23 protein-coding genes are annotated in these 23,377 nt (G+C 74.7%); 13 read left to right on the top strand and 10 right to left on the bottom strand.

Going from position 1 to position 23,377, the window contains the following annotated elements:
- Window positions 1-190 precede the first annotated feature (190 nt).
- The 7 genes from GA0070609_RS29505 to GA0070609_RS29480 all read left to right on the top strand — a co-directional run bounded on the left by GA0070609_RS29505 (window position 191) and on the right by GA0070609_RS29480 (window position 10,376).
- Window positions 191-727 carry a hypothetical protein gene (locus GA0070609_RS29505; RefSeq protein ID WP_172899434.1) on the top strand — a complete coding sequence of 179 codons (537 nt, stop codon included), beginning with the start codon at window positions 191-193 and terminating at the stop codon, window positions 725-727.
- A 649-nt stretch (window positions 728-1,376) separates the two neighbouring features.
- Window positions 1,377-2,561 (top strand): pyruvate dehydrogenase (acetyl-transferring) E1 component subunit alpha, encoded by a 1,185-nt coding sequence (pdhA, locus tag GA0070609_RS29500; protein ID WP_088996814.1) that lies wholly within the window; start codon window positions 1,377-1,379, stop codon window positions 2,559-2,561.
- Window positions 2,561-3,550, top strand: coding sequence for an alpha-ketoacid dehydrogenase subunit beta (locus GA0070609_RS29495; RefSeq protein ID WP_088996813.1), 990 nt, complete (start codon window positions 2,561-2,563; stop codon window positions 3,548-3,550). The genes pdhA and GA0070609_RS29495 overlap by 1 nt, the downstream gene beginning before the upstream one ends.
- A 5-nt stretch (window positions 3,551-3,555) precedes the next feature.
- On the top strand, window positions 3,556-5,034 hold the full coding sequence (locus GA0070609_RS29490) for a dihydrolipoamide acetyltransferase family protein (RefSeq protein ID WP_088998037.1): 1,479 nt from the start codon (window positions 3,556-3,558) through the stop codon (window positions 5,032-5,034).
- Between the two features lie 221 nt (window positions 5,035-5,255).
- The gene (locus GA0070609_RS33760; RefSeq protein WP_167180486.1) at window positions 5,256-5,393 is read left to right on the top strand and encodes a hypothetical protein; all 138 of its coding nucleotides are present in this window, start codon (window positions 5,256-5,258) and stop codon (window positions 5,391-5,393) included.
- Window positions 5,394-5,740: 347 nt separating this feature from the next.
- Window positions 5,741-8,392, top strand: a complete 2,652-nt coding sequence (locus GA0070609_RS29485) for a hypothetical protein (protein ID WP_088996812.1) — start codon at window positions 5,741-5,743, stop codon at window positions 8,390-8,392.
- 151 nt (window positions 8,393-8,543) lie between these two features.
- On the top strand, window positions 8,544-10,376 hold the full coding sequence (locus GA0070609_RS29480) for an NHL domain-containing thioredoxin family protein (RefSeq protein ID WP_088996811.1): 1,833 nt from the start codon (window positions 8,544-8,546) through the stop codon (window positions 10,374-10,376).
- 15 nt (window positions 10,377-10,391) lie between these two features.
- Here the strand turns inward: GA0070609_RS29480 and GA0070609_RS29475 are convergent, their stop codons facing one another.
- Genes GA0070609_RS29475 through GA0070609_RS29465 form a run of 3 tightly spaced genes read right to left on the bottom strand, consistent with a single transcriptional unit; the run spans window position 10,392 to window position 12,629 of the window.
- Entirely contained in the window at window positions 10,392-11,144 is a 753-nt protein-coding gene (locus tag GA0070609_RS29475) for a LamB/YcsF family protein (protein ID WP_088996810.1), read from the bottom strand.
- On the bottom strand, window positions 11,128-12,087 hold the full coding sequence (locus GA0070609_RS29470; protein WP_408630686.1) for a 5-oxoprolinase subunit C family protein: 960 nt from the start codon (window positions 12,085-12,087) through the stop codon (window positions 11,128-11,130). Before GA0070609_RS29470 ends, GA0070609_RS29475 begins: the two co-directional genes overlap by 17 nt.
- On the bottom strand, window positions 11,985-12,629 hold the full coding sequence (locus tag GA0070609_RS29465) for a 5-oxoprolinase subunit B family protein (RefSeq protein WP_088996808.1): 645 nt from the start codon (window positions 12,627-12,629) through the stop codon (window positions 11,985-11,987). Before GA0070609_RS29465 ends, GA0070609_RS29470 begins: the two co-directional genes overlap by 103 nt.
- 111 nt (window positions 12,630-12,740) lie before the next feature.
- Between GA0070609_RS29465 and trhA the strand changes: the two genes are divergently transcribed.
- Complete coding sequence (gene trhA, locus GA0070609_RS29460; RefSeq protein WP_088996807.1) at window positions 12,741-13,418, top strand: PAQR family membrane homeostasis protein TrhA; 678 nt, start codon at window positions 12,741-12,743, stop codon at window positions 13,416-13,418.
- A gap of 57 nt (window positions 13,419-13,475) precedes the next feature.
- On the opposite strand, the gene GA0070609_RS29455 is transcribed toward trhA, so the two are convergent.
- A complete protein-coding gene (locus GA0070609_RS29455) occupies window positions 13,476-13,763 on the bottom strand; it encodes a DUF6458 family protein (protein ID WP_088996806.1) in 288 nt (95 codons plus the stop codon).
- A 115-nt stretch (window positions 13,764-13,878) separates the two neighbouring features.
- On the opposite strand from GA0070609_RS29455, the gene GA0070609_RS29450 reads away from it, so the two are divergent.
- A complete protein-coding gene (locus GA0070609_RS29450; RefSeq protein ID WP_088996805.1) occupies window positions 13,879-14,415 on the top strand; it encodes a SixA phosphatase family protein in 537 nt (178 codons plus the stop codon).
- Window positions 14,416-14,529: 114 nt separating this feature from the next.
- Here GA0070609_RS29450 and GA0070609_RS29445 read toward each other — a convergent pair whose 3' ends face one another.
- The 4 genes from GA0070609_RS29445 to GA0070609_RS29430 form a co-directional block, all read right to left on the bottom strand.
- Complete coding sequence (locus tag GA0070609_RS29445; RefSeq protein ID WP_088996804.1) at window positions 14,530-14,799, bottom strand: DUF6458 family protein; 270 nt, start codon at window positions 14,797-14,799, stop codon at window positions 14,530-14,532.
- A 300-nt stretch (window positions 14,800-15,099) separates the two neighbouring features.
- The gene (locus GA0070609_RS29440; protein WP_088996803.1) at window positions 15,100-16,956 is read right to left on the bottom strand and encodes an acyl-CoA dehydrogenase; all 1,857 of its coding nucleotides are present in this window, start codon (window positions 16,954-16,956) and stop codon (window positions 15,100-15,102) included.
- Between the two features lie 161 nt (window positions 16,957-17,117).
- A complete protein-coding gene (locus tag GA0070609_RS29435) occupies window positions 17,118-18,245 on the bottom strand; it encodes a PP2C family protein-serine/threonine phosphatase (RefSeq protein WP_088996802.1) in 1,128 nt (375 codons plus the stop codon).
- Window positions 18,246-18,345: 100 nt separating this feature from the next.
- Window positions 18,346-18,963, bottom strand: a complete 618-nt coding sequence (locus GA0070609_RS29430; RefSeq protein WP_088996801.1) for a septal ring lytic transglycosylase RlpA family protein — start codon at window positions 18,961-18,963, stop codon at window positions 18,346-18,348.
- Between the two features lie 219 nt (window positions 18,964-19,182).
- Between GA0070609_RS29430 and GA0070609_RS29425 the strand changes: the two genes are divergently transcribed.
- The gene (locus GA0070609_RS29425; protein WP_088996800.1) at window positions 19,183-19,734 is read left to right on the top strand and encodes a phosphoribosyltransferase; all 552 of its coding nucleotides are present in this window, start codon (window positions 19,183-19,185) and stop codon (window positions 19,732-19,734) included.
- 70 nt (window positions 19,735-19,804) lie between these two features.
- Here GA0070609_RS29425 and GA0070609_RS29420 read toward each other — a convergent pair whose 3' ends face one another.
- Window positions 19,805-20,335: an alpha/beta fold hydrolase gene (locus GA0070609_RS29420; protein ID WP_088996799.1), complete on the bottom strand. Its 531-nt coding sequence runs from the start codon at window positions 20,333-20,335 to the stop codon at window positions 19,805-19,807.
- A gap of 103 nt (window positions 20,336-20,438) precedes the next feature.
- Here GA0070609_RS29420 and GA0070609_RS29415 point away from each other — a divergent pair, with 103 nt between their 5' ends.
- On the top strand, window positions 20,439-20,870 hold the full coding sequence (locus tag GA0070609_RS29415; RefSeq protein WP_088996798.1) for an ASCH domain-containing protein: 432 nt from the start codon (window positions 20,439-20,441) through the stop codon (window positions 20,868-20,870).
- A gap of 40 nt (window positions 20,871-20,910) precedes the next feature.
- On the opposite strand, the gene GA0070609_RS29410 is transcribed toward GA0070609_RS29415, so the two are convergent.
- The gene (locus GA0070609_RS29410; protein ID WP_088998036.1) at window positions 20,911-21,798 is read right to left on the bottom strand and encodes an LLM class flavin-dependent oxidoreductase; all 888 of its coding nucleotides are present in this window, start codon (window positions 21,796-21,798) and stop codon (window positions 20,911-20,913) included.
- Between the two features lie 94 nt (window positions 21,799-21,892).
- On the opposite strand from GA0070609_RS29410, the gene GA0070609_RS29405 reads away from it, so the two are divergent.
- Window positions 21,893-22,213, top strand: a complete 321-nt coding sequence (locus tag GA0070609_RS29405) for a PadR family transcriptional regulator (RefSeq protein WP_088998035.1) — start codon at window positions 21,893-21,895, stop codon at window positions 22,211-22,213.
- A gap of 26 nt (window positions 22,214-22,239) precedes the next feature.
- Window positions 22,240-23,343, top strand: a complete 1,104-nt coding sequence (locus GA0070609_RS29400) for a hypothetical protein (RefSeq protein WP_088996797.1) — start codon at window positions 22,240-22,242, stop codon at window positions 23,341-23,343.
- Window positions 23,344-23,377 lie beyond the last annotated feature (34 nt).

The raw sequence follows: 23,377 nt of genomic DNA, 5'->3' as shown, positions 1-23,377 counted from the left end.
CACCGTACCCGTCGCCGGGGTCGGCGAGGTCCGCGGTGCGGGGACCGGAGCGGCCGGCTCGGTGACCGGCGGACCGGTCCGCGGCGCCGGCGTGCGCCCCGCGCCCGGAGCCGGCGCGCCGCCGGCCGGACGCGGTGCCGGTACCGGCGAACCGGTAGACGTCGGAGTGGGCCCGCCGGCCCTGGTCGGGGTGACCACCTCGGGGGCCGGCGTCGCCCCGGTGGTGCCGTCGGGGGACGGGGTCGCGTCGTCGGGCGACGCGGGCGGGCTGCCGGTCGGGCTGGGCGGCACGGTGGTGCTGGTCTCCGGCGAGGGCGACGGGGACGGCGAGGTGCCACCGCCCGGCGAGCCGGTGGGCGACGGTGACGGCGACGGGGTCGGCCGGGGCGGTGGGGCCGTCGTACCGCCGGAGGGTCGCGGGCGCGCGGGCGGCGGAGTCCGGGCCGGCGCCGGGTCGGCCGCGAACCCGGCCGGACCGGGCGGGCGCCCGGCCGGCCGCCACGGAGCGGTGTTCGCCGGGCCGTCGGACGGCGTGCCGGGCGGGGTGGCCGCCGGCTGGCTGGTCACCGGCAGTGGGATCACCACCGGCCCCACCGACGGCGTCGGGATGAACGGGGTGCTGGTGTCCGGCAGCGCGGTGCTGCCGACGGTGGCCGACCCGGTGCTGATCGCGGCCAGGATCGGCATCGACGCGGTGCCGGCCAGCAGGGCGACCGTGAACAGGTAGCCCCGCGACGGGGCCGCCGAGCCCGCCGCGCGGTGCGCGCCGACCACCCGGCGGTAGCCGCCGGCCGAGCGGTGCCGGCCGAGCAGCGGAGCGCCTGGTCCCTCAGCTGGCTCGGACACCGCACACTCCTCGTCGTCGTTCGGTCCACCGGAGAGACCGGACGGGTCGCGCCCACCCGGGAAGCGGCAAACCACTCGATCGGTGGCGATCCGCCCGGACCAGGGTGGCCCAGTGACGGTGCGTCAGCCAACCCGTTACCGCGTGTCGCCACGCGTATCTGGCCGAACGGTGACGAACCATCGCCGGATCGGTCGGGCGGCGATCGATGCGACACCGGGCGATCTGTGTAACGAACTGGGCGGCAACCGGGGTGCGGGGCGGGCGTACTGTGGGCCGCCTCACCCTTGATGCGAATATGGACCACGACGGCAACGCAGCCGCGACCTCCGCGCACCCTCGCGGCAGGCGCGGCACGGCGCCGGCGCTCCCCGAACCGGGTTCGGCCTGAATCCGGCTCACGCCGCGCGGCAACCCCCACCGGGGCTAGGCGCGGCCGCCAGGAACCGGTCCGGCACCAGCCGGACAGGCGCACGAGTTGCGCGGCCGGGTGACCCCCCGGTGCCGACGCAGACATGACAGGGAGAGACGGATGGCAAAGGGCGACCCCGGGGTCACCACCCGCGGCCGGCGGGCCGCACCCCGGTCGAAGAAGGCCGGGGCCGGCAAGGCCGGCGACCCGGAACTGGTGCAGCTGCTCACCCCCGAGGGCGAGCGGATCGAGAGCGTGACCGGGCCGGACGGCACCGAGTACCGCGTCGACTTCACCGACGAGGAGTACCGCGGCCTCTACCGGGACCTGGTGCTGGTACGCAAGCTGGACGCCGAGGCCACCGCCCTGCAGCGGCAGGGTGAGCTGGGCATCTGGGCGAGCCTGCTGGGTCAGGAGGCGGCCCAGGTCGGCTCCGGCCGGGCGCTGCGTACGCAGGACATGGCCTTCCCGACCTACCGCGAGCACGGCGTGCTCTACTGCCGGGGCATCGACCCGATCATGCCGCTCGGCCTGTTCCGCGGCGTCGACCAGGGCGGCTGGGACCCGAACGAGTTCAAGTTCAACATGTACACGATCGTGATCGGGGCGCAGACCCTGCACGCGACCGGGTACGCCATGGGCATCGCCATGGACGGCAAGACCGGCACCGACGACGGCGAGGCGGTCATCGCCTACTTCGGCGACGGCGCCACCAGCCAGGGCGACGTGAACGAGGCGTTCGTCTGGGCCGGCGTGTTCAACGCGCCGATGGTCTTCTTCTGCCAGAACAACCAGTACGCGATCTCCGAGCCGCTGGAGCGGCAGACCCGGATCCCGCTCTACCAGCGGGCCGCCGGCTTCGGCTTCCCGGGCATCCGGGTGGACGGCAACGACGTGCTGGCCACCTACGCGGTCACCCGGCACGCGCTGGACAACGCCCGGCACGGGCAGGGCCCGAGCCTGATCGAGGCGTACACCTACCGGATGGGCGCGCACACCACCTCCGACGACCCGACCCGGTACCGGATCGCCAGCGAGGTCGAGGCCTGGCAGGCCAAGGACCCGATCGCCCGGATGAAGGCGTTCCTGACCAAGCAGCAGCTGGCCGACGCGGACTTCTTCGCCGAGGTCGACGAGCAGGCCCGCCGCGAGTCGGTGCACCTGCGCGAGCGGGTGCTGGCCATGCCCAACCCGGAGCCGACCACCCTGTTCGACCACGTCTACCCCAACGGGTCGCCGCTGGTCGACCAGCAGCGTGAGCAGTTCAGCAGGTACCTGGAGTCGTTCGAGGGGAGCGCGCACTGATGGCCACGGAGACGCTCACCCTCGGCAAGGCCCTCAACGTCGGCCTGCGCCGCGCCCTGGAGAACGACCCGAAGGTCGTCATCATGGGCGAGGACGTCGGCAAGCTCGGCGGCGTCTTCCGGATCACCGACGGGCTGCAGAAGGACTTCGGCGACCAGCGGGTGATCGACACCCCGCTCGCCGAGTCCGGCATCATCGGCACCGCGATCGGCCTCGCCATCCGCGGTTACCGGCCGGTCTGCGAGATCCAGTTCGACGGCTTCGTCTACCCCGCGTACGACCAGATCGTGTCGCAGGTGGCGAAGATGCACTACCGCTCGCGCGGCAAGCTGAAGATCCCGATGGTGATCCGGATCCCGTTCGGCGGCGGCATCGGCGCGGTGGAGCACCACTCGGAGTCGCCCGAGGCGTACTTCGCGCACACCGCCGGCCTGAAGGTCGTCTCCTGCGCCAACCCGCAGGACGCGTACGTGATGATCCAGCAGGCCATCGCCTCGGACGACCCGATCATCTTCCTGGAGCCGAAGCGGCGCTACTGGGAGAAGGGTCCGGTGGAGGTGGACGCGCCGCTGGCAGACGCGTACCCGCTGCACGCCTCCCGGGTCGCCCGACCGGGCACCGACGTCACCCTGCTGGCGTACGGGCCGATGGTGCGGACCTGCCTGGACGCGGCGACCGCCGCCGCCGAGGACGGCCGGGAGCTGGAAGTCATCGACCTGCGCACGCTCTCCCCGCTGGACCTCGGCGTGGTGTACGAGTCGGTGAAGCGCACCGGCCGGGCCGTGGTGGTGCACGAGGCGCCCTCCAACGTCGGCCTCGGCGCGGAGCTCGCGGCCCGGATCACCGAGGAGTGCTTCTACTCCCTGGAGTCCCCGGTGCTGCGGGTGACCGGCTTCGACACCCCCTACCCGGCCGCCCGGGTGGAGGAGGAGTACCTGCCCGACCTCGACCGGGTGCTCGACGCCGTCGACCGCACCTACGGCTGGTGATCGGCATGTCCCGGATCAAGGAGTTCAACCTGCCCGACCTGGGCGAGGGTCTCACCGAGGGCGAGATCCTCAGCTGGTTGGTCGCGGAGGGCGACACCATCGAGCTGAACCAGCCGATCGTCGAGGTGGAGACGGCGAAGGCCGCCGTCGAGATCCCGGCGAAGTGGGCCGGCCGGGTGCAGGCGATCTTCCACCCGGAGGGCACCACGGTGGAGGTCGGCACCCCGATCATCGCGATCGACACCGACCCGGGCGCCGGGCCGGTCGAGACGCCGTCCAGCACCGCCGGCGGCGACGACCTGCCCACCCCGTCGGCGGCCTCGCTGGCCGCGGTCGAGGTGGCGCCCGCCGAGGGCATGGTCGAGCCGGGTCTGATCGGCGGTCCCGCCCCGGGCGGCCGTACCGCCGTGCTGGTCGGCTACGGCCCGCGTACCACCGCGGCGAAGCGCCGCCCGCGCAAGGGTGACGTCCCGGCGCAGGCCCGGCCGGCCGCGGCCGCCGCGGCACCCGCCGCACCGGCGGCGCCGACCGTGGTCCCGCCGGTCGAGGCCGCCCCGGCCGCCGGCCGCAACGGCCACCCCGGCACCGGTGGGCTGGTGCTGGCCAAGCCGCCGGTGCGCAAGCTCGCCAAGGACCTGGGCGTCGACCTCGCCACGCTGACCGGCTCGGGCCCGCTGGGCTCGATCACCCGGGAGGACGTGCAGCGGGCGGCGGCCGGCGCCACGGCGGCGGCCGAGCCGGTCGCGGCGACGCGGCCGGCCACCTCGGCCCCGAGCTTCGGCGCGGACCGCGAGCAGCGCATCCCGGTCAAGGGGGTACGCAAGCTCACCGCCGAGAACATGATCCGGTCGGCGTTCACCGCGCCGCACGTGACCGAGTTCCTGACCGTCGACATGACCCGGGCGATGAAGGCCCTGGACCGGCTGCGCGACCGGCGGGAGTGGCGGGACGTACGCGTCTCGCCGCTGCTGCTGGTGGCCAAGGCGGTGCTGCTGGCGGTCAAGCGGCACCCGATGGTGAACTCCACCTGGTCGGGCGACGAGATCGTGGTCAAGGAGTACGTCAACCTGGGCATCGCGGCGGCCACCGAACGCGGGCTGATCGTGCCGAACATCAAGGACGCCGGCCGGCTGTCGCTGCGGGAGCTGGCGGACGCGCTGACCGACCTGGTGCAGACGGCGAAGGCCGGCCGCACCTCGCCGGCCGACATGTCCGGCGGCACCCTGACCATCACCAACGTCGGGGTGTTCGGGGTGGACACCGGCACGCCGATCCTGCCGCCGGGCGAGTCGGCGATCCTGGCCTTCGGCGCGGTCCGCGAGATGCCCTGGGTGCACAAGGGCAAGGTCCGCCCGCGCCAGGTCACCACGCTGGGGCTCTCCTTCGACCACCGGATCATCGACGGCGAGCTGGGCTCGAAGTTCCTGCGCGACATCGGGGACTTCCTCAGCGACCCGGAGGCGGCGCTGCTCGCCTGGACCTGACGGCTCGACACCCGGCAACGGCCGGTGTGCCAGGGGTGAACGCCCGGCACACCGGCCGTTGCCATTGGAGGACGAGAAACGTCGGCGAGATGGCCCTCTCACCTTTGATTGTTCGGCGGGTGTCCGAGCTCACCTAATAATCGATGGAAGTTGGCCGCGTTCTGCGGTTCAATAGAGACATCGACGGGCTGACAACCGAATAGCCAGGAGGAGACACCACCATGAGCATGATCGAGCGAATCCGGAACCGCCGCGACGCCAACCGCCGCGCCCGTGCCATCGAGCACGCGCTGCGCTCGGCCAACTCGCCCGCGGTCCGCGACGAGATCCTCGCCATCGCCCAGCGTCACATGAGCTGACGCTCCACAACTTTCCTCACCTCCTCCAGATCGACGACCCGCCCGGTCCACCCGGGCGGGTCGTCGGCGTTTCACAGCCCTCGGCACCGGGATTCCACCTCGCCGCAGCGCCCGGTACGGTGGGGCTCGGTCGTCGCCCGCCGACCCGGACCGGGTCGGGCCGATAGAAGCTGCTCGACACCATCCGGCGACGCGGAGTGACGACCGAGTGCTCCCCGGGCGCCCCCGGGCCGCCACCGGATACGGTGCGGGGAGCCGGCACGGCCGGTACCGCCGGCGACGCCGGCAGCCCTGCCGAGCAGACCGATCGGCACCGGCGGCCGACATGTGATGGAGGAGGCGCACGCATGACGTCCGAGGGCCCGCACCACCCCGGCCAGCAGCCGGACGAGGTGTCGCCGGGCGCCGGCGGACCGGCGCCGTACGGCGACCGGCCGGCGCAGCAGCAGACCGGCTGCGGCGTGACCACGCCCGATCTGGGCTGGGCACCACCGCCCCCCGCGCAGCCGGGCCCACCCGCACCGGCCTGGGCCGCGTCCCAGGACCAGCCACCGCACCGGGGCGCCGCCCAGCCGCCGCAGGCGGGCGAACCGGGCGCCTGGAACCCGCCCGGCGACGCGCAGCCCGCCTGGCTCGCCCAGGGTGAGCAGCCCGGCCAGCAGCCGTGGGCCGCCGGCGGATCCGCCGAGCAGCCCGGCTGGGCGTCGGGCGAGCAGTCGGCCCCGGCCTGGGCGCAGCAGCCCGCCGCCCGGGGCGCCGCCCAGGTGCCGTCCGCCGCCCCCGACGCCTGGCCCGCGCAGAACGGCGGCGGCCAGGACCCGGCGCAGTCCGGCGGCTGGCACAACGACCCGGCCCCGCAGGACGAGCAGCCCCGCCAGCCCGACTGGGCCGCCGCGCCGCAGCAGGACGACCCGGCCCGCTCCGGCGGCTGGGCCGGCGCGCAGCAGGACGAGCAGCCCGCCTGGGCGCCGGCCGAGCCGCCGGCCGCCCGGGGCGCCGCCCAGGTGCCCCAGGCCGCGCCGGCCTGGGGTGGCCAGGAGGAGCCGGCCGCCTCGGGCGGTTGGCACGACGAGCGCCCGGAGCAGTCCGGCGGTTGGGCCGGCGGACAGCAGGACGACCAGCCGCGCCAACCCGACTGGGCCGCCGCGCCGCAGCAGGACGACCCGGCCCGCTCCGGCGGCTGGGCGGCCGCCGGCCAGGACGACCAGCCGCGGCAGCCGGACTGGGCCGCGTCGGAGGACCGGTCCCCGGGCGGGTGGGAGGCCCCCGCCGAGCAGCGCCCCGGCGGCGCCTGGGGCGGATCGGCCGATGACCCGGCACCGGCCCGCGACGAGCCCGGCGCCTGGGGTGCCGCCGCCGCGCCGCAGCCGGTCGACCGGCCTGACGAGAACGGCTGGACGCCGGCCGAGCCGGCCGCCACGCCACCCGCCCGGGCCACCGCGTCCGTGCCCGGCGACGGCGGACCGCCGGTCTGGTCGCCGGTCGCCGCCGGGCAGCCGCCGCAGCGGACCGGCACCGACCGTCCAGCCCTCGACAACGACCTGCCCTCGCGGACGCCCAGCCTGCCCGACGTCGAGCCCTGGGATGCCGCCGAGGCGTGGGGCCGCGCCGATGCCCAGCCGTCCGGCACCGACCGGGAGGCCGACCGGGCCGAGCAGGCACCGATCTACCAGCCCGCCCCCGGGCCCGGCATCTCGCCGGCCAACGCGGTGCCGCTGCCCCCGCAGGAGCAGCGGGTGCCGGGCGCCAGCCTGGCCGCCGCGCCGCCGGCCGACTACACCCCGCCCGCCCAGTTCGCGCCGGAGCAGCCGGCGTACGCCGAGCAGTCCGCCCGCGAGGCCGGCGCGCTGGCGTACGAGCGGGAACAGGCGGGCTGGGCGCCGGCCGGATCGCGGCACGAGGAGCCGCAGTCCCCGGCCGGTCCGGTGGTGCCCGCCCCGCGTACTTCTCCGGAGGCCGCCGAGCCCGCCGCCGGCAGCGTCTCGGCGAGCGCCGCAGTGCCGCTGGCCAGCCGGGTGATGCCCCCCGCCGACGAGGCGCTGCGACCGGCCGGCACGCCCGCGCCGCAGCCGCGGGTGTACGGGCGGCCGGCCCGCCAGGAGCCGGTGGACGAGCCGGGGCCGGCCGAGCAGGAGGCGGTCCGCCCCGAACACGCCCCGCCGCCGCGGTTCGACCCGACGCCGGAGCCGCGCTTCGACGACCGGCCGCCGGTTGGGCCGAACGGCTTCGACGACCGGGCGGCAGGGGGCCCGAACGGCTTCGACGACCGCGCGCCCGCCGGGCCGAACGGCTTCGCCGGGGCCGCCCCGGTCGCGCCGGCCTCGCCCGCGCCGCCGCCGGCGTTCCCGCCCGGGGTGCCCTCCTTCGTCGACGCGCCGCCGCAGAACCGGCCGGTGAACGGGGTCCGGCCGCACGCCGGCGACCGTCCGGCCGACCAGTTCGGCGGCCCGGCGGACCACTTCGGCGGCCCCGGCGCCGGTGGCGGTGCGCCGGTGGGCGCGGCCGTGCCCGGTTACGGTCCCGCCCCGACGGCCGACCCGGCCCCGGGCGGCGGCTTCCCGCCGTCGTTCCCGCCGCCGGCGCAGCCGCCGGCCGGCCCGTCCTGGGACCAGGCCCCGGCCGAGCAGAACCGGTTCGACGCATTCAAGCCGGAGGCGGAACCGAAGACCGAGGCGCCCACCCCCAAGGTGCGCAACGGCCGGGTGCTCGCCGCGGTGCTGGTCGCCGCCGTGCTGATCCTGGCCGTGCCGCTGGGTCTGCTGATGCTGCTCGGCAAGGTCGGCGGCTCCGAGACGCCGGCCTTCGACCCGGCGGTCGGCACCTGCGTCAAGAAGTCCGGTGACGGCGCGGCCGCCGCGGACTGCGCCGAGGCCGGCGCGTTCACCATCGTCTCCAAGGTGGACGCGCCGGAGAAGTGCGCCGACCCGGCCCAGCCGCACGTGCGGCTCGCCGGCGACGGTGCCAACCGGGTGCTCTGCCTGAAGCCCGCCGGGCAGTAGCCGTACGAGACGACCGGCGGGGCCACGGGGTGACCGTAGCCCCGCCGCCGTTTCCGGGCCCGAACGCGACCCGACGGTCCCGGGCGGATGTGACGGAACCCGCGCCGGGGTACCGGCCGGAACGACGGGTGCCGTCCGGCAGACTGGCGGCATGAGCGCACGAGTACGGGCACCGGAGCTGCGCGGTCGCGGCTGGCTGAACACCGGCGGTCGGGAGCTGAAGCTCGCCGACCTGCGCGGCAAGATCGTAATCGCCGATTTCTGGACCTTCTGCTGCATCAACTGCCTGCACGTACTCGACGAGCTGCGCCCGCTGGAGGAGAAGTACGGCGACGTGCTCGTGGTGATCGGCGTGCACTCGCCGAAGTTCGAGCACGAGAAGGACGCGGACGCGCTCGCCGCGGCGGTCGAGCGGTACGGGGTGCACCACCCGGTGCTCGACGACCCCGAGCTCGACATGTGGCAGCAGTACGCGGCCCGCGCCTGGCCGACCCTGTCGGTGATCGACCCGGAGGGCTACGTGGTGGCCACCATGGCCGGCGAGGGGCACGCCGAGGGGCTGGCCCGGCTGATCGACGAGCTGATCGCCACCCACGAGGCCAAGGGCACGCTGCACCGCGGTGACGGCCCGTACGTGCCGCCGGCCGAGCCGGAGACCACGCTGCGCTTCCCCGGCAAGGCCGTGCTGCTGGAGAACGGCAACCTGCTGGTGTCGGACTCGGCCCGGCACTCGCTGGCCGAGCTGGCGCCGGACGGCGAGACGCTGGTCCGTCGGATCGGCTCGGGCAGCCGGGGCCGGGCCGACGGTCCGGCCGAGGCGGCCGGGTTCTCCGAGCCGCAGGGGCTCTGCCTGCTGCCCGCGCACGTCGCCGAGGTGGCCGGCTACGACCTGGTCGTCGCGGACACCGTCAACCACCTGCTGCGCGGCGTACGCCTGGCCACCGGCGAGGTGGTCACCGTGGCCGGCTCCGGCCGGCAGTGGCGCTCCACCGTCGACGACCACGCCCACGACGCGCTGGCCGTCGACCTCTCCTCTCCATGGGATCTGGCCTGGTACGACGACAAGGTGGTCATCGCCATGGCCGGGATCCACCAGCTCTGGTGGTTCGACCCGGTGAAGCGGACCGCCGGCATGTACGCCGGCACCACGGTCGAGGCGCTGCGCGACGGACCGCTGGCCGACGCCTGGATGGCCCAGCCCTCCGGCCTGTCGGTCTCCGCCGACGGCGCCCGGCTCTGGGTGGCAGACAGCGAGACCAGCGCCATCCGGTACGTCGAGGACGGCGTCATGGGCACCGCCGTCGGGCAGGGCCTCTTCGACTTCGGCCATGTCGACGGGCCGGCCGCCTCGGCGCTGCTCCAGCACCCGCTCGGGGTCTGCGCGCTGCCGGACGGCTCGGTGCTGATCGCCGACACCTACAACGGCGCGGTGCGCCGCTACGACCCGGCGGGCGACCAGGTCTCCACGGTCGCCGACGGGCTGGGCGAGCCGAGCGACCTGGTGCTCACTCCGGCGGGCGAGGTGCTGGTGGTGGAGTCCGCGGCGCACCGGCTCACCCGGTTGGCCCCGGGTGCGCTCTCCGCCGCCGGGGCGAGCACCGTGGACGGGCCCCGGCACCGCGCCGAGCGGAAGCCGATCGACGTCGCGGCCGGCGAGCTGTCGCTGGACGTCATCTTCACCCCGGCGCCGGGGCAGAAGCTGGACGAGACGTACGGGCCGTCCACCCGGCTGGTGGTCTCCGCGTCCCCGCCGGAGCTGCTCGTCGAGGGGGCGGGCACCGGCACCGAACTGTCCCGCCGGCTGGTGGTCAACGGCGACGTCACCGAAGGCGTGCTCCAGGTGACCGCGCAGGCGGCGACCTGCGACGCCGACGTCGAGCACGCGGCCTGCCACCTGACCCGGCAGGACTGGGGCGTGCCGGTGCGGGTGGTCGACGGCGGCGCGGCGCGGTTGCCGCTGGTGCTGCGCGGGCTGGACGCCTGAGGGGGTCCGCGCCGGCTACCGGGCGAACGGCGTGGGCGTGACGCCGGCGTCGATCAGGGCGGCGCGGACCAGCTCGGCGGCGGCCACCGCGCCGGGGCTGTCGCCGTGCAGGCAGATCGACTCCACCGGGCACGGGATCACGCTGCCGTCGACGGCCACCACGGTCCGCTCGGTGGCCATCCGGACGGCCCGGGCGGCCACCTCCTCCGGGTCGGTGACCAGCGCGCCGAACGCGGTGCGCGGCACCAGTTGCCCGTTGGGCAGGTAGCCCCGGTCGGCGAAGCCCTCCGCCACCACCCGCAGGCCGGCGCCGACCGCGAGCTGGGCGAGCATCGAGCCGGGCGCGCAGAGCACCGGCAGCTCGTGGTCGTACTCGCCGACGGCGGCGACCACCGCCGCGGCCTGGGACTCGTCGCGGGCCGCGGCGTGGTAGAGCGCGCCGTGCGGTTTCAGGTAGCGCACCCGGCCGCGGAACACCCGGCAGAACGCGTCCAACGCGCCGAGCTGGTAGATGATCTCGTCGCGCAGCTCGGCGAAGGCGTACCCGATGTGCCGGCGGCCGAACCCGGCGAGGTCCCGGTAGCCGACCTGAGCGCCGATCGCGACGCCCCGCTGGACGGCGGCGGCGCAGACCCGGCGCATGGTGGGCGGGTCACCACCGTGGAAGCCGCAGGCGACGTTGGCGGAGGTGACCAGGTTCAGCAGCGCGTCGTCGTCACCGAGCCGCCAGATGCCGAAACCCTCGCCGAGGTCAGCGTTGAGGTCCATGAAACCTCACCGTAGTGCCTGGCCGGGCCTGCGCGAGCGGGGTCACGTCGGCCACCACCCCGACGACCGGGTAGCCGCCGGTGGTCGGATGGTCGGCGAGGAAGACCAGTGGCTGGCCGTCCGCCGGCACCTGCACCGCGCCGAGCACCAGCCCTTCGCTGGGCAGTTCCCGGGCCACCGCGCGGGGTAGCGGCGCGCCGGTGAGGCGCGCGCCGACCCGGTTGCTCAGCGGGCTCACCGCGTACGCCGTGCCGAGCAGCCGGTCCAGCGCGTCCGGGGTGAACCAGTCGTGCCGGGGCCCGAGCCGCAGGGCCAGGCGCAGCTCGGCCGGGGCGGGCGCGCCGACGGTCAGGTCCACCGGGGCGGGCGGCCCGGACGGCGTGCCCAGTGGCAGCCGGTCGCCGTCGCGCAGTGGTGCCGGGCCGAGCCCGGAGAGGGTGTCGGTGGACCGGCTGCCGAGCACCGGCTCGACGGCGATGCCGCCGCCGACCGCGAGCCAGTTGCGCAGCCCGTCGGGGGGTGGGCCGATCCGCAGCACCGCGCCCGCGGGCAGGGACAGCGGCCGACCCACGTCGCCGGGGCGGTCGTCGACCCGGACGGTGGTGCCGGCGCCGGTCACCGCGACCGGGGCGGCCCGGGAGAATCGCAGCTCGCAGCCGGTCAGGGTGATCTCCAGGCCGGCCGCCGCCTCGGGGTTGCCGACCAGCCGGTTGGCCAGCCGCAGCGCGGCCGGGTCGAGCGCGCCGGAGCGGGGTACGCCGAGGTGTGCCCAGCCGGGCCGGCCCAGGTCCTGGACGGTGGTGAGCGCGCCGGCCCGAAGCACCTCGACGGTCGCCGCCGTCACGCGGCCACCAGGCGTACCTCGGTGCCGGGGGTGAGCCGGGCGGGCGGGTCGGCGTGCACGTCGAAGAGGGTCGTCCCGGTGCGCCCGACCAGCAGCCAGCCGCCCGGTGAGGCGCTCGGGTAGATGCCGGCGTACGGGCCGGCCAGGGCGACCGAGCCGGCCGGCACCCGGGGGCGCGGACTGGGCAGCCGGGGCACGGCCAGCCCGGCCGGCAGCCCGGTCAGGTACGCGAAACCGGGCGCGAAGCCGCAGAAGGCCACCCGGAACCGGGTCTGGCGCAGCCGCCGGACCACCGTCGGCACGTCCACGCCCCAGTGGCCGGCGACGGCGGGCAGGTCCTCCCCGTCGTACGTCACCGGAATCTGGACCGTCGCGGCGGCGGCCGTGGTGGCGGGCGGTCGCGGGGTCCAGCCGGCGATCCGGGCGGCGGTGGCCGCCGGGTCCGGCACGCCGTCGAGCAGGACGGTGGTGGCCGCCGGCACGATCTCGGCGGCGTCCAGCTCACCGCGTTCCCGACGGTGCCACAGCTCGGCCCGCCACGCCTCGACCAGCTCCGCGACGTCCGGCGCGGGCGCGGGGTGGGCTTCCGGTTCGGCGCAGTCGAGCAGCAGGGCGTGCGCCCCGACGGGTCGGATCCGCATCCGGCCATCCTCGCCGATCCGGCTGGCCGGGCGGGAGGGTCGGAGGTCCCGCGGCGGGAGTGACCGGTTGCACTACCAACAAGTAACCTACGGTGCCGTAACCTATTGGGCGTGACGACCTCCGCCCCGCTTCGACTCAAGCCGGTCGACATCGGTAAACCCCGGATGCGCGGCTGGCTGCACACGTACGCCTTCTTCGTCGCCCTCGTCTGCGGGATCGTGCTCTGCTCGATCGCCGCCACCCGGCCCGGCTGGGCGCCGCTGGTCAGCTGCGTGGTCTACAGCCTGACGGTCTGCGGCCTCTTCGGCACCAGCGCCCTCTACCACCGTCGGGTGTGGTCGGAGCGCGGCTACCAGATCATGCGCCGGCTGGACCACTCGATGATCTTCGTGTTCATCGCCGGCACCTACACGCCGTTCTGCGTCCTGCTGCTGGACTTCCGGCCGGCGGTGGTCATGCTGTCGGTGGTCTGGGGCGGTGCGCTGGCCGGAGTGGCGCTCAAGCTGGTCTGGCCGCACGCCCCCCGCTGGGTCTCCGCGCCGCTCTACCTGGCCCTCGGCTGGGTGTCGGTCGCGATGCTGCCGGACATCCTGCACTCCGGCGGGGTGGCCGCGCTGGTGCTGCTGATCGTCGGTGGCGCCATCTACAGCGTCGGCGCCATCTTCTACGCGCTCCGCCGGCCCAATCCGTGGCCCACCGTCTTCGGCCACCACGAGTTCTTCCACGCCTGCACGCTGGTCGCCGCGATCTGCCACCACATCGCCATCTACTTCGCGCTCTTCGCCTGACGGACGCGCGCCGGGGGCTCCGCGACGTCGCGGAGCCCCCGGAAGCAGGCGATGGCGTCAGACCGTGCGGCCCGGGCGGCGCACCTCGCGGTACTCCTGCACGACCCGGTCGTCCTGCACCGGCACCACCCGCTCGGCGACCACCCGGTCGCCCCGGGCGGGGGTGGCGACCACCGTGCGCCGCCGGGAGTTCCAGAAGTAGAGGGTGACGAGCAGACCGGCGACCCCGGCGAGCATCAGCACCCAGCCGACGACGCTCAGGTCGAGCCAGCCCAGATCCGCCTGCACGGCGAACGCGAAGATCGCACCCAGTGCGATCAGGAAGATACTGCCACCAATGCCCATCTCGGCGCCTCCTCGGCTGTCAGCTGGCGTTTACCTCCGCCGCGGCCATCGGTGAGGTTGCGGCATCCATCGACTTACCCCGGCGCTGTGATCGCCAATCGGGCAAGCTGAGGACATGACGGACGCGTACGCCGAGGAACGGACGCTGGTGTTGCTCCGGCACTCCAAGGCCGAGCCGCCCGACGACGGGCCGGACGTCGATCGGGGCCTGTCCGTACGCGGGGCGGCCGACGCCGCGGCGGCCGGCGCCTGGCTGGCCCGGCACGAGCTGCTGCCCGACGTGGTGATCTGCTCGGCCTCCCGGCGCACCCGGCAGACCTGGCACCGGGTGGCGATGGGCATGACCGGTACGCCGCCGGAGGGCGGCCCGGCGGGCCCCGCGCCGGCGGTGCACTACGAGGCCGACGCCTACGAGGCGCAGCCGGAGGACCTGCTGGCGCTGGTCCGGCGGGTCGACCCGGCCGCCCGGACGGTGCTGCTGGTCGCCCACAACCCGGGCATCTCGCTCTTCTCCGCGCTGCTCGACCCGGAGCGGGCGGACCAGGACGGCCTGCGCACCAGCGACGTGGTGGTGCACCGCACCGGGGTGACCTGGGCGGAACTGGGCCGCGGACGGGCCGAGATCACCGACCGGCACACCGCCCGCGGCTGAGCCTGTGCGCGGGTGGACGTGGTCGAGCCACCCGCCCGGTGCTCGGCGGGTGGCTCGGGTGCCGCTGGTGGACGCGGCGCTCCGGAGGCGGCCCTCAGGCCGTCGGCGGCCGGCTCACGAGGGCGGTGCGGTCGGCGGCGGCGGGTCCGGTGGGGGCGGCATCATCGCGGTCGGATGGGACAGCCGGTTCTCCTCCACGATGAGCGTCCGCGCCCGCTTGCGCCGGTCCTGCCAGAACCAGAGCGTGGTGAGCAGTACGGCCAGCCCGGCCAGGATGAAGACCCAGCCGACGGCGCGCAGGTCGATCCACCAGACGTTGGCCCGGATGGCGAAGGTCAGGATCGCGCCGATGGCGATGAGAAAGATCCCGCTACCAATGCCCATGTGCGCTGCACTCCCCCGTGCGGTGGCTCTGGGCGTGCTCTGACGTTCGTCGCGCGAGGGTTACCCGCCACACCGACGGGCTACCCGGCCGGCACCGGCAAATCCCGCGACTTCCCACCCGAGCGCCGTCGCACCCGGTATGGCCGACCCCGGGGCGATCCGGACGGCAGGGACACGGACCGACACCCGGCCCGGAGACACGCCGACGGCCGGCGGGCTGCTGCCCGCCGGCCGTCGGTGCCGGGCCGGTGCCGGGTCACCCCGGCTTCGCCGCCGCGCCGGGGCGCGGTACGGCGTGACTCAGAAGGCCTCCTCCGGGAGGTCCATGACGTCCAGGTCGGTGCCCTCGATGATCCGGCGGTCGGCGCCGATGCGGGGCAGCACCTCGCGGGCGAAGAACCGGGCGGCGGCCACCTTGCCGGTGTAGAACGCCTTGTCGGCGGCGGACACCTCGCCGTTCAGGGCGCTCAGCGCCACGTCGGCCTGCCGCTGGAGCAGCCAGCCGACCACCAGGTCGCCGATCGCCAGCAGGAACCGGCGGCTGCTCAGGCCGACCTTGTAGAGGGCCCGGGTGTCACCGCCCTGCGCCTCGCCGAGCCAGCCGGTCATCACGCCGAGGATGTTCTGCACCTCGGCGAGCGCCTTGCCGAGCGCCTGGCGCTCCTCCTTGAGCTGGCCGTTGCCGCCCTCGGTGGTGATGAACTCCTGGATCTCGGCGGCCACCGCCATCAGGGCCTTGCCGTTGTCCCGGACGATCTTCCGGAAGATCAGGTCGAGGCTCTGGATCGCCGTGGTGCCCTCGTACAGGGTGTCGATCTTGGCGTCCCGGACGTACTGCTCCAGCGGGTAGTCCTGCAGGAAGCCGGAACCGCCGAAGGTCTGCAGCGCCTCGTGGCCGAGCAGCTCGTACGCCCGCTCCGAGCCGACGCCCTTGACCAGCGGCAGCAGCAGGTCGTTGACCCGCTTGGCGAGCTTGGTCGCCTTCTCGTCGCCGGCCGCCTCGGCGATGGCGACCTTGTCCTGCCAGGACGCGGTGTAGAGGACGAGGGCGCGCAGACCCTCGGCGTACGACTTCTGCAGCAGCAGCGAGCGGCGCACGTCCGGGTGGTGGGTGATGGTCACCCGGGGCGCGGTCTTGTCGGCCTGCTGGATCAGGTCGGCGCCCTGCACGCGGCTCTTCGCGTACTCGAGGGCGTTCAGGTAGCCGGTGGAGAGGGTGGCGATCGCCTTGGTGCCGACCATCATCCGGGCGTACTCGATGATCATGAACATCTGCCGGATGCCGTCGTGCTTGTCGCCCAGCAGCCAGCCCTTGGCCGGCACGCCGTGCTCACCGAAGGTCATCTCGCAGGTGTTCGAGACCTTGATGCCCATCTTGTGCTCGACGTTGGTGGCGAAGACGCCGTTGCGCTCGCCCAGCTCGCCGGTCTCCTCGTCGAAGTGGTACTTCGGCACGACGAACAGGGACAGACCCTTGGTGCCCGGGCCGCCCACGCCCTCCACGCCGACCGGCCGGGCCAGCACGTAGTGGACGATGTTGTCGGTCAGGTCGTGCTCGCCCGAGGTGATGAAGCGCTTGACGCCCTCGATGTGCCACGAGCCGTCCGGCTGCGGGATGGCGCGGGTGCGGCCGGCGCCGACGTCCGAGCCGGCGTCCGGCTCGGTGAGCACCATGGTGGAGCCCCACTGCTTGTCGATGAAGAGCTTGGCCCACTTCTTCTGCCGCTCGGTGCCCTCGACGTGCAGCACGTGCGCGAAGGACGGGCCGGAGGCGTACATCCAGACCGGGGCGTTCGAGCCGAGGACCAGCTCGGCGAGCGCCCACCACAGGGCCCGCGGGGCGTTGGTGCCGTCCAGCTCCGGCGGCAGGTCGAGGCGCCAGAACTCGGACTCCATGAACGCCTGGTACGACTTCTTGAACGACTCCGGCAGCGGCGCGGTGTGCGTGGCCGGGTCGAAGACCGGCGGGTTGCGGTCGCTGTCCGAGTAGCTGGCGGCCAGGTCCTCGCGAGCGAGGCGGTCGACCTCGGCGAGGATGCTGCGCGCGGTGTCGACGTCGAGATCCGAGTACGGCTCCTGGCCGAACGCCCGGTCCGCCCCGAAGACCTCGAAGAGGTTGAACTCGAGGTCCCGAAGGTTGCTCTTGTAGTGGGTCATGCTCGCTGGCCCCGCTTCCGGACAGGTGTTACCGATCAGTAACCCAGACTGTATTACTCACGGGTAGGTACCGACAACCCGATTCCGGAAGTGACAGCGATTACACACCTGCGGTTCAGCTGTCCTTCCGGCCCGGTACGCCGTGCCGGCGGCCGTCGCGCTCAGCTCTCGGCGGCGCCGACCTCCCAGCTGGGGACGGGCGTGTCCGAGCCGCCCCGGGAGCCGGTGTACTCCATCAGCACCAGGGCGATGTCGTCGTCGAGCCGGCCGTGCACCCACTCCACCAGCGCGGTCTCCAGCGAGGCCAGCCCGTCGGCGACGGTGCCGTGGCCGAGCAGCCGCCAGGCCCGGTCGGCGGTGGGGAAGAACTCCCCGTCCCGCCGGGCCTCGCCGAGCCCGTCGGTGAAGAGCAGCAGCCGGTCGCCCGGCTCCAGCCGCTCGACCCGGGGCCGGACCACCGGCATGAAGCCCAGCGGCGGGGCGGGCGCCGGCGGTTCCAGCGGGATCACCGCGCCCCGGCGCAGCAGCAGCGGCGGCGGGTGGCCGCAGTTGACGATGGTGAGCGTCCCGCCCCGCTCCTCGACCAGCGCCGCGGTGACGAAGTCCTCGTCGCCGACGCTGCGGGCCACCGCCCGGTCCAGGTCGGCCACCACGGCGCGCAGGTCGGCCCGCTCGTACGCGACGTGCCGGTAGGAACCCAGCACGATGCTGGCCAGCCGGACCGCCTCCAGCCCCTTGCCCCGTACGTCGCCGATGATCATGCGGACCCCGTACGGGGTGTCGATCGCCTCGTACAGGTCGCCGCCGATCTCGGCGGTGGCGGTGGACGAGATGTACCGGCCGGCGACGGAGAGCGTGCCGACCTGCGGGCCGAGCGGGCGCAGCACCGCCTGCTGGGCCACCGCCGCCAGCTTGGACAGCTCGGCGATCTGCTCGGCCTGTCGCTGCCGCACCGCGGCGACAGCGGCCGCGATGCCGGTGCCGAGCGCGATGCCGGCCACGTTCACCCCGTTGACCAGGGAGATCGACCAGTCACAGAGGGCGAACGTAGCGCCGATCGCAGTGGCCACGACGCCGACGCCCAGCACCACCCGCCAGGACGCCAGCGCGGCGGCCAGGAAGGGCGCGGCCACCATGAGTGCGATGTAGTGGGCCGGCCGCCCGTCGGCCAGCTCGACCGAGGACACGATCGCGAGCAGGGCGAGGGCCGCGCCGAGACCGGCGCGGGATCCGGGGCTCAGCGGGCCGCGGCCCGACTGGAAGGGTTGCGTACGTACGAGGGACAGCATGCCTGATGGACGTGAACGGTTGAATGGACCTGGCCCGTCGACTGAGGAGGTTCTGACCGCGCGGCCCCCGCCGCCGGGCCGATCGCCGTCCGGCACGGGCTCAGCCGAGCACCTCGTAGCGCACGTCCACGTGCCCGAGGTCGAGCGACGCGATCTCGGCGAACGCGGCCCGGGACAGGTCGATGCAGCGGCCCTCGATGAACGGGCCCCGGTCGTTGATCCGTACGGTCACCGACTTGCCGTTGTCCGGGTTGGTCACCCGGACCCGGGTGTTGAACGGCAGCGTCTTGTGCGCGGCGGTCAGCGCGTCCGGGTTGAAGTTCTCGCCGTTGGCGGTCAGCTGGCCGTCGGAGTAGAAGGAGGCGCCGCACGAGCCGCTCTCCACCACCTTGGTGGTGGCGGTCTTCTTCGCCGTCGCGGTCGGCTTCGGGCTGGCGGTGCGGGGCTTGCTCCGCGACGGCGCCTGCGGCGACCGGGTGGCCGCGGGGCTCGCGGTCACGCTCGGCGACGGGCTCGGGCTCGACGGGCTGGGTGCGGCGCTGCCGGGCGTGGCCGGCGAGAGGTCGACGGCGACCGGCCGCGCCGGCTCCGAGCCGGCGGTGAGCTGCACGGCGCCCACGGTGCCGCCGACGGCGAGCGCGACGCCGAGCGCCGCGGCGGCCGCGATCCCGGCCGGCGAGGAGAACCTGCGGGTACGGACGTGGTGCCTACCAGCCACCGGAACCGGTCCTTTCGCGATCTGAACAAACCGGCTCGGACCGTAACGAGAGAAGTACTTCCGAAGTCAACGTGATCATTGTGGTATGCCCGGAATTGCGGTCATACGTGTGGCCGATCATCCGACCCGAGGTGGGCCGCCCGGCCCGGTGACCGCCCGTGACCGCCCGGTGCTCGCCTGCCCCGCCGGGGTTCGCGCCGATCCCGCAGGATGGGTGACATGCCCGCTGAGCTGAGCGAACGTCTGGCCGCGTTGTTCCGCTGGATCGACCCCGGTCCCGGCGCCAGCCACCTGGTCAGCGACGTCTCCGGCTGGTGGCGGGATCCGGATGTGCTCACCCGCCTGGGTCCGGCCCTGGTGGAGCCGTTCCGGGCGGCCCGGCCCACCGTGGTCGTCTCCCCGGCGGTCACCGGTTTCCTGCTCGGTCCGCTCGCCGCGACCGCGCTCGGGGTGGGTTTCGTGCCGGCGCACAAGCCGGGCGACGGTCGCCTGCCGGCCGGGCCGCTGACCTGGGCGCAGAGCCCGCCGGACTTCCGCGGCCGGCGGGTGGACCTGGCCGTGCGGGACCACGCCCTGGACCGGACCGACCGGGTGCTGGTGGTGGACGACTGGGTGGCCACCGCGGCACAGGTGCGCGCGATCTACGAGATCTGCGCCGCCCGGGGGGCCGAACCGGTCGGCACCGCCACCGTGGTCCTCGACTGCGCCCCGGAGCTCGCCGTCGAGCTACGGATCCGGGGCCTGGTGACCGCCGACGCGCTGCACGCTTGAACGGCCGGGCGGGGCCACGTCGCTGCCCGCAGCCGCGGGGAGTGGGCGCGGCACCGGGCGGCCGGCCGGCTCAGCGGACGAACTCCTCCACCGCCGTGCAGACCCGGCCGAGCGCCTCGGCGGAGCGGGCCAGCGGACCCGGGACCATCAGCGCGTGGTCGGCCTGGTCGATCTCCACCACGTGTGGGGTGAGCCGGCGGGCGACCGCGCCGTCCCAGGACGGGTCGGCGGTGCCCCCGATCAGCAGGAACGGTGCGGTGGCGCGGTCCAGCGCGTCGACCACCGGTGCCATGTGCAGCAGCGGGGTGAGCCAGACGGCGGGCAGCCCCCGGTCGGCGGCGAGCGGCGCGGCCAGCGTACCGAGGGACTTGCCGACCAGCAGTTCCATCCGCCCGGTGAGGGTCGGGGCGACCTGCCCGGTCACCCAGTCGGCGGCCGAGCCCGCCCCGTCCCGGTCCGACCCGAGGCTCTCGGGCACCTGCCAGGAGATGGCGTGCAGGGCGAAGCCGGCGCGGCGCAGCGCCTCACCAAGGTAGAGGAAGAGCGGGAACCGGGTGTCATAGCCTCGGCCAGGGATGAGCACCGCACGCCGGTCCGCCATGGCTGCCTCCTGATCGTCGATCCGCCCACCGTATCGCCGGACCGTCCGTCCGTGGGCGACAAATCTGGCGACCCCCGACCGTCCCGGGCGTAGCCTCGGCAGGATGTGGCCTCGGATCGGTGGACTGCGCACGCTCGCCCTCGGCACTCCCGGCGAGCTGCGGACGCGGCTGAACACGTTGGTGCTGGCCGGGGTGAAGACCGCCACCGCCGGCCTGCTCACCGAGTACGCCGAGGAGGGCGAGGAGCTGGAGCAGGTCGGTGAGCGGCTGGTCCTCGTCGACGACGCGGACGCGCTGGCCGGCGTCGTCGAGGTGACCGGCGTCGAGGTGGTCCCGTTCGCCGAGGTGTCCTGGGACTTCGCCCGCTCGGAGGGGGAGGGCGACCGGTCGATCGAGGAGTGGCGGGCCGGGCACGCGGCCTACTGGGACCGGGTCGGCACCCCGGTCACCGACGACACCGACATCGTCTGCATCCGCTTCCGGCTGGTGTCCGCCGGCGAGGGCGGCGTGGCCACCGGCGACCTCGGACCGTAGCCGCCGGAACCGCCGCAGGTCGGGGCAGCGGGCGGACCGGTCAGCCGCGGCGCAGCTCGGGCAGCAGCCGGGTGGCCACGTCCACCAGCACCTCCTCGTCGCCGGCGTACCAGCTGCTGGCCCGGGGCCAGTGGGTCACCACGTCGGTGAAGCCGAGCGCGGCGGCGCGCTCGACCTGGTCGGCGAAGAACTGGGCGCTGCGCAGCGAGAACTCCGGCGCCGAGTCGAGCGAGAGGTAGCGGTCCAGGGTGACCGGGTCGCGCCCGGCGGCGGCCAGCGTCTTGTCCAGCCGGGCGCACAGCTCGCCGACCCCGTCCCACCAGCTGTCCAGGTCGTCGCCGCCGGAGCCGGTGGTGACCCACCCCTGGCCGAACCGGGCCACCAGCTTCATCGAGCGGGGCCCGTTCGCCGCCACCACGAACGGCACCCGGGGCAGCTGGACGCAGCCGGGGTTGTTCCGGGCGTCCACCGCGGCGAACCAGTCACCCCGCCAGGTCGTCCCGTCCTCACGCAGGACGAGGTCCAGCAGCTCGGTGAACTCGCCGAACCGGTCCACCCGCTGCCGCGGCGGCAGCGTCTCGCCGCCGAGCACGGCGGCGTCGAAGCCGATGCCGCCGGCGCCGAGGCCGAGCAGCAACCGGCCACCGCAGACGTCGTCGAGCGCGGTCACCTGCCGGGCGAACGCGGCCGGGTGCCGGAAGTTCGGCGAGGCGACCAGCGTGCCGAGGCGGATCCGGGAGGTCACCGTCGCGGCGGCGGTCAGCGTGGCCATCGAGTCGAACCACGGCCCGTCGACCAGGTCCCGCCAGCCCAGGTGGTCGTACGTCCAGGCGTGGTCGAAGCCCCACTCGTCCGCCTGCCGCCAGCGGCGCTGCGACTCGGACCAGCGCTGGTCGGGAAGGATCACGATGCCAATCCGCATGATCAGCAGCCTAACCACCGGCACCGACGGAAACCGCCGGGTCGGGCTGCCGGCCTTGCCATGTATCAATGATCTGAATATGTTGACCCGCGTGACCCCGATGCGCGAGCCGACGTTCCTCATCCTCACCGCGCTCGCCGCCGGCCCGCGGCACGGCTACGGCATCATCCAGGAGGTCGCCGCCCTCTCCGAGCAACGCGTCACGCTGCTGCCCGGCACCCTCTACGCCGCCCTCGACCGGCTCAGCGCGCAGGGGCTGGTCGCCCCCGACCGCGAGGAGACCGTCGACGGGCGGCTACGCCGCTACTACCGGCTGACCCCGGACGGCGTCACCGCCCTCGACGCCGAGACCGCCCGGCTGCGCCAGCTCACCACCGCCGCCGAGGCCCGGCTACGCCCGCTCCGCCCGCGTACCGCCTGACCCGCGCCACCTTCGAAGGGACGGCCATGCCGCCGACCGGCGATCCACTCGCCCGCCGCTACCGGCGGCTGCTCTGCTGCCACCCGCGCGCCTACCGCCGCGCCCGGGGCGAGGAGATGGTCGGCGTGCTGCTGGACGCCGCACCGCCCGGCCGCACCCGACCGACCCTGCGGGAGGCGGTCGATCTGCTCCGGCACGGGCTGCGCTGCCGGCTCGGCCGCCCGGCCAGCCGTACGGTGGGTGCCTGGGCGACCCTCGCGGCCGTCATCTGCGGGCTGTTCACCGCGGCCGCCGCCACCCGGGTCGCCTGGGAGACCTCCCGCCCGCAGCCGGACCGCGCCGAGGCCGCCGCGCTCTTCGCCGACGTGTTCCCCGGTCACCGGCTCGGCGACGTCGAGCCCGCTACGGCCCTGTTCACCTTCTACAGCCAGCCGCTGCGGCTTCGTAACCTCGACCAGGTGCTCTTCCCGGACGGCGGCGAGTACCAACTGGGCGAGACGGTGCTCACCGCGGCCGGCGCGCCGCCCGCGCCGGCCGAGCGGACGGTCGCCGACACCGAGCGGCGGCTCCGGCAGGCCGGCTGGCAGTTGTCCGAGCCGATGGTCACCGGGGACTCCGGCTGCACCGACAAGTGGTGCGCCTCGGTCGTGCGGTACACCGAGACCACCGTCCTGGCCCGTCGGGGAGACACCGTGCTGCGGGTGACGATCACCTCGCCGCCCCAGGGGGTGAGCAGCTACCTGATGGTGAGCCTGAACCGGGCCGCCCCGCCCGCGGTGCTGCCCGCCGGCCTGCTCGGTGGCCTGCTCGGCGCCGGCATCGGTTGGCTGCTCTTCGGGTGGGCGAGCCGGCGCACCGAGGCCGCGCACCCGGCCCGCAACGCGGTCACCGTCCTGTTCGCGGTGAGCATGTTCCTGTGGTGGTCACCGGTCCTGCTGACCGTTCCGCACCTGTTCGGCCACCACCTCGACGAGCCGCACCCGAGCTGGCACCCGCTGTGGGAATGGCTCGGGCAACCCGCGCTCGCGATGTTCTTCGTGGCCGGCACGCTCTGCGCGCTGCTCGGGCTGGCGCTGGCCGCCCTGCCGCGCCGCGCTGCCGACCCGCTGCCCACCGCCGCGGCGGGCTGACCGCCGGAAACCGGTGGGCGGCGGCACCTCCGCC

Origin of the sequence: Micromonospora echinaurantiaca, assembly GCF_900090235.1 — a bacterium.
Taxonomy (GTDB): Bacteria; Actinomycetota; Actinomycetes; order Mycobacteriales; family Micromonosporaceae; genus Micromonospora; species Micromonospora echinaurantiaca.
This window is presented reverse-complemented; position numbering and strand designations above follow the sequence as displayed.